The sequence below is a fragment of the Cupriavidus taiwanensis genome, from assembly GCF_900249755.1.
Taxonomy (GTDB): Bacteria; Pseudomonadota; Gammaproteobacteria; order Burkholderiales; family Burkholderiaceae; genus Cupriavidus; species Cupriavidus taiwanensis_D.
In genome coordinates this window covers 82,689-97,632 of record NZ_LT976853.1, presented here as the reverse complement: position 1 = coordinate 97,632, position 14,944 = coordinate 82,689, and the positions used below count along the sequence as shown (strand labels likewise).

At 70.1% G+C, this 14,944-nt stretch carries 12 protein-coding genes and 1 tRNA gene; 6 read left to right on the top strand and 7 right to left on the bottom strand.

Annotation, left to right across the window (positions count from 1 at the left end):
• Nucleotides 1-225: 225 nt before the first annotated feature.
• Nucleotides 226-301 (top strand) — tRNA-Arg (locus CBM2594_RS00500).
• Nucleotides 302-351: 50 nt separating this feature from the next.
• On the opposite strand, the gene CBM2594_RS00495 is transcribed toward CBM2594_RS00500, so the two are convergent.
• Complete coding sequence (locus tag CBM2594_RS00495; RefSeq protein ID WP_116355123.1) at nt 352-2,097, bottom strand: diguanylate cyclase; 1,746 nt, start codon at nt 2,095-2,097, stop codon at nt 352-354.
• A gap of 305 nt (nt 2,098-2,402) precedes the next feature.
• Between CBM2594_RS00495 and CBM2594_RS00490 the strand changes: the two genes are divergently transcribed.
• The gene (locus tag CBM2594_RS00490; protein WP_116355122.1) at nt 2,403-3,227 is read left to right on the top strand and encodes a MipA/OmpV family protein; all 825 of its coding nucleotides are present in this window, start codon (nt 2,403-2,405) and stop codon (nt 3,225-3,227) included.
• A 28-nt stretch (nt 3,228-3,255) separates the two neighbouring features.
• On the top strand, nt 3,256-3,660 hold the full coding sequence (gene arfB, locus CBM2594_RS00485) for an alternative ribosome rescue aminoacyl-tRNA hydrolase ArfB (RefSeq protein ID WP_116355121.1): 405 nt from the start codon (nt 3,256-3,258) through the stop codon (nt 3,658-3,660).
• Between the two features lie 36 nt (nt 3,661-3,696).
• On the opposite strand, the gene htpX is transcribed toward arfB, so the two are convergent.
• Together htpX and CBM2594_RS00475 are read right to left on the bottom strand one after the other, a co-directional pair.
• Nucleotides 3,697-4,575: a protease HtpX gene (gene htpX / locus CBM2594_RS00480; RefSeq protein ID WP_116355120.1), complete on the bottom strand. Its 879-nt coding sequence runs from the start codon at nt 4,573-4,575 to the stop codon at nt 3,697-3,699.
• A 126-nt stretch (nt 4,576-4,701) separates the two neighbouring features.
• The gene (locus CBM2594_RS00475) at nt 4,702-5,031 is read right to left on the bottom strand and encodes a hypothetical protein (RefSeq protein WP_198048078.1); all 330 of its coding nucleotides are present in this window, start codon (nt 5,029-5,031) and stop codon (nt 4,702-4,704) included.
• 239 nt (nt 5,032-5,270) lie between these two features.
• Here CBM2594_RS00475 and CBM2594_RS00470 point away from each other — a divergent pair, with 239 nt between their 5' ends.
• From CBM2594_RS00470 to CBM2594_RS00460, 3 genes are all read left to right on the top strand, one after another.
• Nucleotides 5,271-5,702 carry a Cd(II)/Pb(II)-responsive transcriptional regulator gene (locus CBM2594_RS00470; protein ID WP_116355118.1) on the top strand — a complete coding sequence of 144 codons (432 nt, stop codon included), beginning with the start codon at nt 5,271-5,273 and terminating at the stop codon, nt 5,700-5,702.
• 518 nt (nt 5,703-6,220) lie between these two features.
• Nucleotides 6,221-6,640: a nucleoside diphosphate kinase regulator gene (gene rnk / locus CBM2594_RS00465; protein WP_116355117.1), complete on the top strand. Its 420-nt coding sequence runs from the start codon at nt 6,221-6,223 to the stop codon at nt 6,638-6,640.
• A gap of 254 nt (nt 6,641-6,894) precedes the next feature.
• The gene (locus CBM2594_RS00460) at nt 6,895-7,308 is read left to right on the top strand and encodes a hypothetical protein (RefSeq protein WP_116355116.1); all 414 of its coding nucleotides are present in this window, start codon (nt 6,895-6,897) and stop codon (nt 7,306-7,308) included.
• Nucleotides 7,309-7,419: 111 nt separating this feature from the next.
• Here CBM2594_RS00460 and CBM2594_RS00455 read toward each other — a convergent pair whose 3' ends face one another.
• The 4 genes from CBM2594_RS00455 to CBM2594_RS00440 all read right to left on the bottom strand — a co-directional run bounded on the left by CBM2594_RS00455 (nt 7,420) and on the right by CBM2594_RS00440 (nt 14,917).
• The gene (locus CBM2594_RS00455) at nt 7,420-10,578 is read right to left on the bottom strand and encodes a multidrug efflux RND transporter permease subunit (RefSeq protein WP_116355115.1); all 3,159 of its coding nucleotides are present in this window, start codon (nt 10,576-10,578) and stop codon (nt 7,420-7,422) included.
• A 327-nt stretch (nt 10,579-10,905) separates the two neighbouring features.
• Nucleotides 10,906-11,778 carry a KPN_02809 family neutral zinc metallopeptidase gene (gene ypfJ, locus CBM2594_RS00450; protein ID WP_116355114.1) on the bottom strand — a complete coding sequence of 291 codons (873 nt, stop codon included), beginning with the start codon at nt 11,776-11,778 and terminating at the stop codon, nt 10,906-10,908.
• 209 nt (nt 11,779-11,987) lie between these two features.
• Entirely contained in the window at nt 11,988-13,451 is a 1,464-nt protein-coding gene (gene pyk / locus CBM2594_RS00445; protein ID WP_116355113.1) for a pyruvate kinase, read from the bottom strand.
• A gap of 152 nt (nt 13,452-13,603) precedes the next feature.
• Entirely contained in the window at nt 13,604-14,917 is a 1,314-nt protein-coding gene (locus CBM2594_RS00440; protein ID WP_116355112.1) for a glycerate kinase type-2 family protein, read from the bottom strand.
• Between the last annotated feature and the right edge of the window lie 27 nt (nt 14,918-14,944).

Here is a 14,944-nt window from a genome sequence, read left to right as displayed (position 1 = left end):
GCCGACGGCGCGACGGGCACGATTTGACGCAAATAGCTGGCGATTATAGCGCCAAAGCCCCCCTGCCAGTGCCAAAAAGCGGCGGTTGCGAGACGTTCCCCGACGCCCGCGTCGGCCTCGCATGGACGGCGCCCGGCAAAAGCGGTATCCTATGCGACTTTCCTGCGGCGGCATCCGCCCGCCGCAACCGCTGTACCCGCAAAACCGGTTGCAAAACCGTCCTGTGCGCCCGTAGCTCAATGGATAGAGTACTGCCCTCCGAAGGCAGGGGTTGCTGGTTCGATCCCAGCCGGGCGCGCCAACTTTCTTCCCCCTGAAGACTTTTCTGCCACCGACCCGGGCAGGCGCGACTCACCCCCCCATCGGTGCCGGCACCTCCGGCCTCGGCTCGGGCACGCAGTCATCGCTGATGACGCGGTTGCGCCCGGCGTTCTTGGCGGCGTAGAGCCGCCGGTCCGCCACCATCAGCATGGTGTCGAGCCCGTCGGTGCCGTCCGCGCCCGCATCGGCGACGCCGATCGAGACCGTGAAGCGGATCGGGCCCTTGTCGCTGGCGTCGGCGGCGGGGTCGCACGGGGTCTGGCCCAGCACCTCGCGCAGGCGTTCGGCGAGCCGGGTGGCTTCGTCGAGGCCGGTGCGCGGCAGCAGCACGGCAAACTCCTCGCCGCCGATGCGCGCCGGCACGTCGATCGTGCGCAGCGTGGCGCGCAGCACGTCGGCCAGCGTGCGCAGCACGCGGTCGCCGCTGGCGTGGCCCCAGTGGTCGTTGATGCGCTTGAAGCGGTCGATGTCGATCATCAGCAGCGACATCGGCGCCCGCTCGCGCAGGCTGTGGCGGTACTCGATGCCGAAGCGCGACTCGAACTCGCGGCGGTTGGCCAGCCCGGTCAGGGCGTCGGTCTCGGCCATCTCGCGCAGCGCCTCGCCACGCGCCAGGTAGTGCGAGAACAGCTGGTTGAATCCCCTCAGCGTGACCCACAGCAGCAAGCCCAGCGACAGCGCGGCGGCCGCGAGCGACGCGCTCAGCTGCGACACGACACGCCACAGCATCTGGGTGGCCGAGAAGTAGTCCACCAGCACCAGGCCGGTGCTGCCGATGCGCTGGAACACGATGCGGCTGCCGTCGTGGAAGCGCATGGTGCCCGCGCCGCGCCGGAACATTTCGGCGGCGGTGGCTTCGCGCCAGGCGGGCGGCAGCACCATCGACAGGGTTTCGCCACGCCTGACACTGCCGGCGCTGGCGGCGATCAGGTTGCCATCGATATCGGCCAGGAAACTCTGCACGCTCGGGCGCGAGGTCCGGCTCAGGTACTGGTCCAGGCTGGGCTGCGAGAGCTCGGTGATGGCGACGCCGCGGAAGACGTCGTTGAGATAGACCGGCACGCTCAGCGCCAGGGCGCTGTCGCCGCTGCCGTCTGACGCGGCCTGCATGTCCCAGCGGAGGGTGCGCTGCGGATTGGCAGCGGCCGTGTGCATGGTGAGGTAGCCGGCGCCGGCGACATGCTGCAGCGTTGCTGCCGCGGCGGTGGCGGGAACGGGCGGATGGGCGACGAAGAAGCCGTTGGTCGAGACGTACAGCAGCCGGCGCGCGACCAGCGGGCTGGGCGGCTCTGCGCTGAGCAGGTGGCTCAGGCCGCGGGCCACGAACAGGCCGGGCAGCAGGTCGCGGTCGCGTCGCGCGAAGCCCGCCAGCCCCGACAGCAGGCGCGGCCCGACGCCTAGCAGCACCGCGTCGCCTTCGGGCACCGGCAGCATCCACAGGTCCTGGTTGCGCTGGTTGTACGCCTGCTGCAACGGCGGATCGGTCGCCACCGCGTGCGGCCCCGTCTGCAGCCGGATCTGGTGCTCGGCAAAGCTGCGCACGCTCATCAGCCGTTCGGCCTCGACGTTGAGTACCGAGCTGATGCCGGCGACCTGCAACTGCTGGGTTTGCTGCAACGACTGGATTTCATGGTCGCGCAGCAGTGTCAGCCCGTGCGCGGCGATGAGCAGCAGCAACAGCGATGCCACGGCAAACGACAGCACCACGAAGCGCTGCGGCGTGCGCAAGGCTTGCTCCCACAGGCGGTCGAGCAGGGCGGAAAGGCGGGGGCGCATGGCGGACTCCACGAAGGCTCGTCCGGATTGTCTCCCGCGGCATCGGTGGTGCCGGTTCCGTGGTGCCGGGCAAGCTGGCTACATCATGGATCACGTGGAACAAAAGGCAAAGCGGCACCATGGACCATTGCCATGTCCGCAATAACGCGCCATGCAAAGGGCCGTGGTTGGCACATTCAGCCCGCTCGGCCGGTCCCGGCCATCGCCATGTCTAAAGGGGGCCGCTGAAAACTTTCATGACGCCAGGCCGCCGACCCATGGCCCGGGTGCTGATAGATTCACCGGATCCCATCCGCGATCCGTCCATGGTCACGACCTCAAGCCGCCGCACGATCCTCCACACGATCGCAGCCCTGGCCCTGTCCGGCGCCGCCGCGACGGCCGGCGCGACGCCGCCCACGCTGCCGGGCGCACTGCCCAGCATGGCAGGGCTGGGCGTTGGCTCCACCACGGAGTTTGCCGGCGGCAAGGACCGCATGGTCGGCGTGGTGCCCGGGCTGCGCTACGTTACGCCGGGCGGGCGGCTGCTGGAATGGTACGGGCCCTATGCACAGTTCAACTTCGGCGGGCTGACCGGGTTCCAGTGGGGGCCGGCGGCGGGCCTGCGGCTGGGCCGCAACAACGTCGACGACCCGGTAGTGGCGCGCCTGCACGAGATCGACACCACGGTCGAGGCTGGCGGCTTTATCGGCTACGAATATCTCAACGCGGGGCGCATCCCGTGGCGGCTGCGTGGCGGCATCAACGTGATGAGCAACGCCGGCATCGTCTATGGCGGCGCGCGCGTCAACGCCACCGGCTCGCTGTGGGTGCCGCTGCACCATCGCCTCTATGCGGGCGCGGGGCTGGGCGCGAGCTGGGTCAGCGGCAGCTTCAACCGCACCTATTTCGGCGTGACCCAAGCCGATGCGGCCGCCAGCGGCCTGCCGGCGTACAGCCCGGGCGGCGGGCTGGAGCAGTTAACCGGCTGGCTGGCGCTGATCTGGCAGCTGGACAAGCACTGGTATGGCGGGGCGATGGTGTACGGCCAGCGCCTGACCGGCGCTGCCGCCGACAGCCCCATCGTGACCCAGCGCGGCACGCGCAACCAGGTCACGTACGGGGTCGGCCTGGCCTATGCTTGGCGCTAGCGCCGGCGCTGCTTGCTATGATCGAGGCATGACCGACGACCTCGTCATCCCCCACCACGAATACCTGATCACCGCGATCCGGGCCCAGGGGGCGGGCGGCCAGAACATCAACAAGGTATCCAATGCCGTGCACCTGCGCTATGACGTGCGGGCGTCGTCGCTCGCGCCCGACCACAAGGAACGGCTGCTGGCGCTGCATGACCACCGCATCACGCGCGACGGCGTGGTGGTGATCAAGGCGCAGCAGTTCCGCAGCCTCGACCAGAACCGCGACGATGCGGTGCGGCGCCTGCACGAACTGGTGCGCAGCGTGGCCACGCCGCCGCGCGTGCGCCGGCCGACGCGGCCCACGCTGGCATCGCGCCAGCGCCGGCTGGAGAGCAAGAGCCAGCGCAGCCAGGTCAAGTCGCTGCGCGGCAGGGTGTTCGACTGAGCCCTTGCTTCAGCGGCGTCAGCGGCTTCAGCGGCCTCAGCGCGCCGACTGCAGCGCGGCGATGCGCTGCTCGATCGGCGGGTGGCTCGAGAACAGCGCCATCCACGACTTGCCGCCGGCGATGCCCATCGCCTGCATGTTCTGCGGCAGCCCGTCCGGATCCAGCCCGCCCAGGCGGCGCAGCGCCGCGACCATCGGCGTGGGCGTGCCCATCATGCCGGCGGCGCCGGCATCGGCGCGGAACTCGCGCCGGCGCGAGAACCACGCCACGATGATGCTGGCCAGGATGCCGAACACGATCTCGCACACGATCACCGTGACCATGTAGCCGATGCCGGGGCCGCTCGATTGCTCGTCGTTCTTGCGCAGCATCGAATCGACGAAGTAGCCGACCACGCGCGCCAGGAAGATGACGAAGGTGTTGACCACGCCCTGGATCAGCGTCAGCGTGACCATGTCGCCGTTGGCCACGTGCGCGACCTCGTGCGCGAGCACGGCCTCGACCTCTTCATGCGACATCGATTGCAGCAGGCCGGTGGACACCGCCACCAGCGAGCTGTTTTTGGTGGCGCCGGTGGCGAAGGCATTGGGTTCGCCGTCGTAGATGGCCACTTCCGGCATCGGCAGGCCGGCGCGCTGCGCCAGCTTCTCGACGGTCTGCACCAGCCACAGCTCGGTGCTGGTGCTGGGGTGGGTGATGACCTGCGCGCCGGTCGACCACTTGGCGATGGTCTTGGACATCAGCAGCGAGATAAAGGCGCCGCCGAAGCCCATCAGCGCGGCAAAGCCCAGCAGCATGCCCAGGTTCAGCCCGTTGGCGGTCAGGAAGCGGTTCACCCCCAGCACGCTGGCGGTGATGCTGAGGACTAGCATGACGGCGAGGTTGGTCGCCAGGAAAAGCAGTACGCGTTTCATGTGTGTGTGGAGCAGTGGTAGGTCGCGCCAGGCGGCGCAAGGATGCGGTCGGACCGCAGGCGCGCGCCGCACCGGAGGGCGCGGCACGCGGGTTCGGGCGGGCGCGAAAGTGCGCGCCGTCGGGAATCAGGCGCGCGGCGGACGCGGCAGCCGCGGCAGGTCGGGCGCGGGCAGCAGGGCGCCGGCATAGCGCGGCGGCCCGGCGCGGCCGGCCCACGGGGCCAGGCGCAGCGGGGCGGCGGGCAGCAGTTGCTCGGCCAGGTCGGCGCCGGGCTGCCACTGCGGCTCGGCGGCTTCGGGAAGCGGCAGGGGATCGCCGGCCGGGTCGGCGGTCACGGCGGCTTGATCGGCAGCGCCGAGCGCAGCGCCGGGTACGGCCGCGGCTTCGGTGGCGGGCACCACGGCGTGCGCGAATGCGGCCGCCCAGCCCGGCAGGGGCAGGAAGGCGAGCATCATGACCAGCAGGAGCAGCCGCAGGGCGCGCACGAAAGGGGACGGCTTATCGATGGAAGTGGAAGGAATTCTACAGGATGCGGCAAGGCGCGGGCGCCGCCCGTGGCGGCCATAGCACACCGCGCATGGGCGCGAGGGGGGCCGGATCCGCGCGCGCCATCGCCATCCTGCAGGATGCGGCGGACTGGCCTACACTATCGCAAACCCTGTAGTCGTTACAGGGTATGGCAAGGAACAGGCATATGCGTATCGGCGAACTGTCACGGTCCAGCGGCTGCGATGTCGAGACCATCCGTTATTACGAGCGCGAAGGGCTGCTCGACGCGCCCCGGCGCGAGGCCAATGGTTACCGCCGCTATGACGACGGCCATGTGGTGCAGCTGAACTTCGTGCGCCATTGCCGTTCGCTGGGGATGAGCCTGTCCGACGTCAGGCGGCTGCGCGAGTTCGAGCGCAACCCGTCGCAGGACTGCGACGACATCAACACGCTGCTGGATCGCCAGATCGCGCAGATCCACGCCCAGCGCGTGGCGCTGGAAGCGCTGGAAGGCCAGTTGCGCGCGCTGCGCGAGACCTGCCGCCATCACCAGCCGGCCAGCGCGTGCGGCATCCTGCAGAACCTGCAGCAGGCGGCGGCAGGGGCGGGGTGCGAGTGCCATGCCACCAACGGGTGACGACCCCGACGGGAACCCTGTGCTACGATGGCTGCTCCGGCTTCGCACCAGCACGGTGCACGATCCGGGGCAGCAAGGCAGGTGAGCCACCACTTCCCTGTTCGCCGTTGCAGCAAGCCATCCGCTGCCGCTTATCTTTTCCGCAATGACCATGACCGATCGCCTGACGCCGATGCCCGATGCGCCTGTCCGCCCGCTGCGGACCGGCCGCGCGCGCACGTCCGCGGTCGCCCAGGGCCCCAGCCTGCCCCAGCGCGCCAAGCGCGCGATGTCTCCCCGCCGGATCAGCGCACCGCCTGATTCCGCCCGGTTCCCAGCCTGATTCGTCTCCCACAGCGGAGCCCGGGCCGAACCGGGCCCGAGCCAGCGTTTCCGTTGTTGCCGGCGATTGCCGCCACGCTTTTGCCGATCCGTTGATGCGCGCGCCGCTGTCGCGGCACGCCAACCCGCAAGACCTGACCGCCGCCGCCCGCCATGCTGGCCGGCCGCGCCTACCCACGACTGCCGGAGGACCCGCCATGACGGCCACCAAGACCCAGACCGCCACCCTGTACCTGACCGAACTCGACGTCACCCGCCTGGAGCGCATCGCCAGCCGCCCCGGCTCGGCCCAGCTCGAGGACATGCTCGACAGCCTGCTGGCGCGCGCCACCATCGTCGCGCCCGCAGAGATTCCGACCGATGTGGTGACCATGAACACGCGCGTGGTGTGCACGCTGCCGGGCGAGCAGGCGCCGCGCCACTGGACGCTGGTGTATCCCGACGCCGCCGACTTCGACGCGGGCCGGCTGTCGGTGCTGTCGCCGGTGGGGCAGGCGCTGCTGGGCGCGCGCGCCGGCCAGACCGTCAGCTACCGCCTGCCCGATGGCCGCGAGCAGCAAGTGAGCATCGCCGAGATCGCCTTCCAGCCCGAAGCCAGCGGCCAGTACACGCTCTGAGCCCGCCCCCGGGGGTGCGGCCGCCGCCACGCGCACCGCACCGTGGCGGCGTGTCGTCGGCGATCCAGGGACACCATTCATCGGCAAGCGAGTCGTTTCACGACTCGCAACGCACCATTCGTCGCAGCGGTATTTCTGCTGGCGCGGGCTGTGACTAATCTTCAGTCCGTGCTCGCATCGCAACATAGATTGCAGAGCGGCCGGAGCCCGGACCAGACAAGAAAGAACGACGAAATCAGTTGAAGGAGTCCCAAATGATCGCCAGACGTATCCTTGGCGGCGCGCTCGTGTTCGCGGCAGTGGCCGCGTCCGCTGCAGCGATGGCTGCCCCCGCTGCCAGCAAGGTTGGCAAGTTCGATGTGTATGCCGACGCGCTGCGGGTCGGCAAGTACGATGTGTATACGGACGGCGCCAAGCAAGGCAAGTTCGACACCTACACCGACGGCGCCCGCACCGGCCGCTTCGACCCGTACTCGGAAGGCTCGCGCCGCGACGGCAAGTTCGACACCTTCAGCGAAGGCGCGCGCAGCTTCAGCGGCGAGATCTCGAAGCAGGGCAAGTTCGATACCTTCAGCGAAGGCACGCACACCTTCACCGGTGACGTGGCCGAGCGCGCGCTCGACAACTCGCGCAGCGGCGACGGCTCGCTGTACGGCTATCGCGTCTGATACCCGGGTCTTCCCAGGACCCGACGCGGCCACCGCGGTGGCCGCAAGTTTTCTCTCCCGCCTGCCCGGCCGACCTCCTCCTCCTTCTCTCTTCGCCAGGCAGGCGTTTTCTTATTCCGTAGACGGCGCTGCCGCCCGTTCCGCAGCGGGTTCAACGAGTTCTGGTGACGGCTGCGCGCGCGGCAACCGGCGCGCGATCGCTGCGTACAGCAGCGGCACCGCCAGCGTGCCCAGCACGGTCGCGCCCAGCATGCCGCCCAGCACGCCGGTGCCGACCGCCTGCTGCGCGCCCGCGCCCGGGCCGGTGCTGATCGCCAGCGGCACCACCCCCAGCACGAATGCCAGCGAGGTCATCACCACCGGCCGCAGCCGCTGGCGCGCCGCGCGCGTGGCGGCTTCGACCGCATCCATGGCGCCCGCCGCGCCGCGCCGCAGCTGCTCGGCATATTCGACGATCAGGATGGCGTTCTTGGCCGCCAGGCCCATGATCACCACCACGCCCACCTTGAAGTAGACGTCGTTGGGCATGCCGCGCAGCCAGATCGCGGCGGCCGCGCCCATCAGGCCGGTGGGCACGATCGCGATCACCGCCAGCGGCAGGGTCCAGCTTTCATACAGCGCCACCAAGCACAGGAAGATAAACAGCAGCGACAGCGCGAACAGCCACGGCGCCTGCGTACCGGTCTGTTCCTGTTCATAGGCGCGGCCGGTCCAGCGCACGTCGAATTCCGGCCCCAGCTCGCGCACCAGCGCGGCCAGCCGCGCCATCGCCGCGCCGGTGGTGTAGCCCGGCGCCACTTCGGCGTTGATGCGCACCGAGCTGAAGCCATCGAAGCGCTCCAGCGTGACCTCGCCTTGTCCCCATTCCAGCGACGCGAACGCGGCCAGCGACACCATCGCGCCCTGGGCGTTGCGCACATGCACGCGCGCCAGCTGGTCCGGCTGCATGCGGAACGGCGCGTCGGCCTGCAGGATCACGCGCCGCACGCGGCCCTCGCGCGCGACTTCGTCGATATAGCGCGAGCCCAGCGTCGCCGACAGCGTGTGGTGCACGGCTTCGGCATCGACGCCGAAGGCCTCGGCTTTGCGGTAGTCGATGCTCAGGTCCAGCGCCGGCACGGGCTGGCCGGTGGTGGACCGCACCTCGCCCAGCACCGGGTCCTGGCGGGCACGCTCGATCAGCTTGTCGCGCGCGGCGAAGAGCGCCTCGCGGCCCACCGGCTGGCGCGCCACCAGGCGCATGTCCAGGCCGCCGATGCTGCCCAGTTCCGGCAGCGCCGAGCTGTTGTAGGCGAACAGCTGCGCGGCGCCGCGGCCGGGCCAGGTTTCCAGACCGGCCGACAGCCGCGCCAGCACTGCCTGTGCGGTGTGCTCGCGCCCGCGCTGCTTCCAATCGGTCAGGCCGATAAACAGGCTGGCGCGCTGCTCGCCGCTGCCGCCGCTGGACCAGCCCAGCACGGCAAAGCTGGAATGCACCGGGTAGTGCTGGTCGCGCATCCACTGTTCCAGGCCGGCGACCAGCCGGCGCGTGTCGGCCTGCGTGCTGCCGGCGGGCAACTCCACGTCGACCACGATCTCGCCGGTATCCTCTTCCGGCAGGAAGCCGCTCGGCATCTTCCACAGGCCGTAGCCGCACGCCAGCGTCAGCGCCAGGTACACCGCCAGCCAGCGCAGCCGCCGACGCTGCAGCGCCTGCACCCAGCCGGCATAGCGCGCGGTGAACGCGGCAAAGCGCGCATCGAACCACGCCAGCGGGCCGCGCGCCGGCGCCGCGCTGTGGCGCAGCAGGCTGGCGCACATCGCCGGCGCCAGCGTCAGCGCAAAGAACAGCGAGAACGCGATCGACACCGCCAGCGTCACGGCGAAATGCCGGTAGATCACGCCCACCGCGCTGCCGAAGAACGCCATCGGCACGAACACCGCGCACAGCACCAGCGTCACCGCGACCAGCGCGCCGGAGACTTCGCGCATCGAGCGCGCCGCGGCCTGCATCGCGCCCACGCCGTCGCTGCGCATGATGCGCTCGACGTTTTCCACCACGACGATGGCGTCGTCGACCAGGATGCCGATCGCCAGCACCACGCCGAACAGCGTAATCACGTTGAGCGACAGGCCGAGCGCATACAGGCACGCCACCGTGCCCAGCAGCGACACCGGCACCACGATGCAGGGAATCAACGTGGCGCGCAGGTTGCCGAGGAACAGGTACAGGATCAGGAACACCAGCACCGTGGCCTCGATCAGCGTCAGCACCACGCGCGAGATCGACGCCTGCACGAAGGTGGCGCCGTCATAGGAGATCTCATAGCGCACGTCGCCCGGGAAGCCCTTGCTGGCGGCATCGAGCGCGGCGCGCACGGTGCGCGAGGTCTGCAGCACGTTGGCGCCGTCGGCCAGCTTCAGCCCGATCGACGCGGCGTTGCGCGTATTCAGCGTGGAGCCGTAGCGGTAGTCGCTGGCGGCCAGTTCCACCCGCGCCACGTCGCGCAGCAGCACGGCGGAGCCGTCGGTGGCGGCGCGCACCACGATGCGCCCGAACGCCTGCGCGTCGCTCATCGGCGCGGGCGGGCGCACGATCGCCTGGAATGGCTGGCCCGGCACCGCCGGCGCGCCGCCCAGCTGGCCCGGCGTGACGTTGCCGTTGCGTGCGCGGATGGCGGCTTCGACCTCGGCCGTGGTCAGGTTGAAGGCGTGCAGCTTGTCGGGGTCGAACCAGATCCGCAGCGCGTACTCGGCGCCGTAGGGCTCGGCCTTGCCGATGCCGGGCAGGCGCCGCAGCAGCGGCAGCACCGAGCCGGCGGCAAAGTCGCCCAGCGCGGTTTCGTCGAGCTGGCCGCTGTTCGAGACCAGCGACACATACATGAAGGCGCTGCTGCTGGCCTGGTCGACATAGACGCCGCCGCGGCGCACCGCCTCGGGCAGCAGCGGCTCGGCCTGCGCCACGCGGTTGCGCACATTGACCTGCGCCAGCTGCGGGTCGGTGCCCTGGCGGAAACCGAGCGTCACCGTGGCGGTGCCGCCCTCGCTGCTGGAGTCCAGGTAGAGCAGGCCCGGAATGCCGTGCATCTGCTGCTCCAGCACCGCGGTGACGCGGTCTTCCACCGTGCGCGCGGACGCACCGGGGTAATCGGCATAGATGATTACCGTCGGCGGCGCCACCGCCGGATACTGGGCGATGGGGATGCGGTTCAGGGCCAGCAGGCCCGCCACCACGGTCAGGATGGCCAGCACCCAGGCGAACGCCGGGCGCTTCAGGAAAAACGACGCCATGTCAGGTCAGGGCTGGCACGGGCGCACGGCAAGTGAAGATCGGCCGTGGCTCCGGTGCGGTTGGAACGGAACGGCTTGGGTGCGGAGACGCCGCAACGACTGCGGCAAGTTGGCGCGTACCCCGGGGTATCGGAATACCGGGATACCGGGATATGGGGTCCGGTGGGGAAGGACCCGGCGCTGCGGCGCGAAAAGACCGGTGAGGATCGGCGCCGGCGAGGCCGTCATGCTGCGGCCTTGGCGGCGATTATAGACACGGAAGCCAGGCCGGACAACGCAAACGTCACATTGCCGGCCCCCCACCGAGGTTGGGGGCGGGAACGGGAACTACAGGTTGCGCTCGGCGAAGGCGTCGCACTTGCGGATGTCGCCGGACTCGATGCCGCGGCGCAGCCAGCGCACGCGCTGCTCGCTTGAGCCGTGGGTAAACGCTTCGGGCACGACATAGCCCTGCGACTGGCGCTGCAGCCGGTCGTCGCCGATCGCGGCGGCGGCCTTCAGGCCTTCTTCGATATCGCCGGGTTCCAGCAGCTGCTGGTTGGCACGCTGCGCGGTGGCGGCCCAGACCCCGGCCAGGCAATCGGCCTGCAGCTCCATGCGCACCGACAGCTGGTTGGCCTGCGCCTCGCCCATGCGCCGGCGTGCGCTGTCGACCTTGTCCGACACGCCCAGCAGGTTCTGCACATGGTGGCCGATCTCGTGCGCGATCACATAGGCCTGGGCAAAGTCGCCGCCGGCGCCGAAGCGCTGGCGCAATTCGTCATAAAAGGCCAGGTCGATATACACCTTCTGGTCGCCGGGGCAGTAGAACGGGCCCATCGCCGACTGGCCGGTGCCGCACGCCGTGGGCGTGGCGCCGGAGAACAGCACCAGCGTCGGCGGCGCATAGCGGCGGTTGAGCTGGGTTTCGAAGATGTGTTGCCAGGTGCGCTCGGTATTGCCCAGCACCTTGCGCGTGAACACGGTCATCTGGTCCGTCGCGGGCGGGCGATCGGCTTGCTGCTGTTGCTGTTGCTGCGGGCCGGAGCCCTGCAGCACCGACGCGCCCTGCATGATCAGCATCGGGTCGATGCCGAAGAAGTACGACGCCGCCAGCGCGATGATGACGGTGCCGATGCCGATCGACTTGCCGCCAAGCCCGCCGAATCCACCGCGGCGGTCTTCAACGTGCTGGCTCTCGGCTTCGTCATCTAGGCGCATGGGGGCTCCGGTGCTTGGGGAAGGCAGGAAAGGTGGAATCCAGTATAGCAATCCGCGCTTCGGCGCTGGTCCCGGCGGCACGCGCGCAGCGGCGCGACAAAAAAAACACCGCCCACTCGCCCTGGAGACGGGCAATGCGGGCGGTGCGCGGCAAAGCGAAGAAACCGGGTTTGCACCCGGTTCCGGAACGCGCCAGGGCGCGAGCGCGCTCAGGCCAGCGCGGCCTCGCGCGCGACTGGCGCGGCGGCCACGGCGCTGGCGCTGACTTCGGCCACGCGCAGCAGGTTGGTAGTGCCGCCCTGGCCGAAGGGCATGCCGGCGGCAATGGTGATCTGGTCACCCGGCGCGGCGTAGCCTTCGGCGACGGCGGCGCGCGTGGCGGCCTCGACCATTTCGTCGACGCTCTGCACGTCCGGGCTGACGGTGGAGTGGATGCCCCACGCGATCGCCAGCCGGCGCGCGATCTCCAGGTTGGGCGTGATGCTGACGATGGGCGCGCACGGCCGCTCGCGCGCGGCGCGCAGCGCGGTGGCGCCCGACGAGGTATAGGTCACCGTCGCCGCCGCGCCGATGATCTGCGTGACTTCGCGCAGCGCGGCGCAAATGGCATCCTGGCGCGTGTTCAGCGGGGTCTCGTGCTGCGCGTCGAGCAGGTTGCGGTACAGCGGGTCGCGCTCGACCTCGGTGACGATGCGGTTCATCATCGACACCGCCGGCACCGGGTAGCGGCCGTTGGCCGACTCGGCCGACAGCATCACCGCATCGGCGCCCTCGTAGATCGCGCTGGCCACGTCCGACGCTTCGGCGCGGGTCGGCACCGGCGAGTCGATCATCGATTCCAGCATCTGCGTGGCGATCACCACCGGCTTGCCCAGCTGGCGGCACACGCGCAGGATGCGCTTCTGCACGCCGGGCACGCGCTCCGGCGGCAGTTCCACGCCGAGGTCGCCGCGCGCCACCATCACCGAATCGGACACGCGCACGATCTCTTCCAGTTGCTGCAGCGCGGCCGGCTTCTCGATCTTGGACAGGATGCCGGCACGGGTGCCGACGATCTCGCGCGCCTCGACGATGTCGGACGGGCGCTGCACGAACGACAGGCCGATCCAGTCGGCGCCCAGCGCCAGCGCGAAGTCCAGGTCCTTGCGGTCCTTTGCCGTCAGCGCGGGGATGGGGATCACCGCATCGGGCACGTTCACGCCCTTGCGGTCCGACAGCGTGCCGTTGTTGGCCACGCGCGTGGTGATGGTGCCGGTGGTGACCGACTCGATCGCCAGGCGCACCTTGCCGTCGTCGATCAGCAGCGACTGGCCGGGCTGCGCGGCCTGGAACAGCTCCGGGTGCGGCAGGTAGACGCGGGTGCCGTCGCCCGGGGTGGGATCGCTGTCGAGCACGAACACGTCGCCGGTGCGCACCGCGACCTTGCCCGCGGCGAAGGTGCCGATGCGCAGCTTGGGGCCCTGCAGGTCGGCCAGCACGGCGATGGGGCGGCCGGTCTCGGCCTCGACCTGGCGCACCGCGTCGTAGCGCGCGCGGTGGTCGTCGTGGGTGCCGTGGCTGAAGTTCAGCCGGAACACGTCCGCGCCGGCCTCGAACAGCGCGCGGATCACCGCGATGTCGGTGCTGGCGGGGCCGAGCGTGGCCACGATCTTCGCTTTGCGCTGGCGTCTCATGATGTCTCCTCTTCCATTCTCGGTAGCGGCGCGTCGGCGCCGCGAGTCAGTCGGTACTACGTTGGCGGTTCACTTCGTCATTCCCGCGCAGGCGGGAATCCAGCGTCTTTTGAAAGTCACTGGGTCCCCGCCTGCGCGGGAACGACAACAAATCAGGTAATCAGAATCGCCCGGAAATCGTTCACATTGGTGCGGGTCGGGCCGGTGACGATCAGGTCGTCGAGCGCGGCGAAGAAGCCGTAGCCGTCGTTGTTCTCCAGGTGCGCGCGCGCATGCAGCCCGCGCGCGCCGGCACGGGTCAGCGTGTCAGGCGACAGCACGGCGCCGGCGTTGTCTTCCGAGCCGTCGATGCCATCGGTGTCGCCGGCAATCGCATGCACGCCGGGCAGGCCGTCGAGCGCCACCGCCAGCGCCAGCAGGAACTCGGCATTGCGCCCGCCGCGGCCCTTGCCGCGCACGGTCACGGTGGTTTCGCCGCCGGACAGGATCACGCACGGCTTGCTGAACGGCTGGCCGCGCTGCGCGACCTGGCGCGCGATCGCGGCATGCACTTCGGCCACTTCGCGGGCTTCGCCCTCGATGCAGTCGGACAGGATGTGGGCCTCGAGGCCCAGTTCGCGCGCGCGCGCCGCGGCGGCTTCCAGCGCCTGCTGCGCGGTCGCCAGCGTCACGCTGCGGTGGCCGTTGAAGCGCGCATCGCCGGGCTTGGGCGTTTCGCCGGCACCGCTTTCCAGGTGCGCGCGCACGTTGGCGGGCACGTCGATGCCGTACTTGGCGATCACCGCCAGCGCATCGGCGCAGGTGGTCGCGTCGGGCAGCGTCGGGCCGCTGGCGATCAGCGTCGGGTCATCGCCGGGGATATCGGAAATCAGCAGCGTCTCCACCCGTGCCGGCGCGCAGTGCAGCGCCAGGCGGCCGCCCTTGAGCGCGGACAGGTGCTTGCGCACGCAGTTCATCTCGCCGATGCTGGCGCCGCTCTTGAGCAGCGCCTTGTTCACGGCCTGCTTGTCGGCCAGCGTCAGTCCCGGCGCCGGCGCGGCCAGCAGCGCGGAGCCGCCGCCGGAGATCAGGCACAGCACGAGGTCGTCGGCGGTCAGCCCCTGCACCAGCTCCACCATGCGCTGCGCGGCGCGCGCGCCGGCTTCGTCGGGAACGGGGTGGGCGGCCTCGACCACTTCGATGCGCCGGCAATCGGCACCATGGCCGTAGCGCGTCACCACCAGGCCCGACAGCTCGCCTTGCCAGTTCGCCTCGACCGCCTGCGCCATCGCGGCAGCGGCCTTGCCGGCGCCGATCACTACCGTGCGGCCCCTGGGCGGCGTGGGCAGGTGCGGCGGCAGGCAGTGGCTGGCGCTGACGGACGCGACCGCGGTATCGAACAGCTCGCGCAGCAGCGCGCGCGGTTCAGCGTTGGCTGCGGTGCGCTGGGGCGACAGCAGGGCGGCTTGGGGTTCGGTGACGAGCATGGAGAATCCTGGGTGCTGACGGGTACG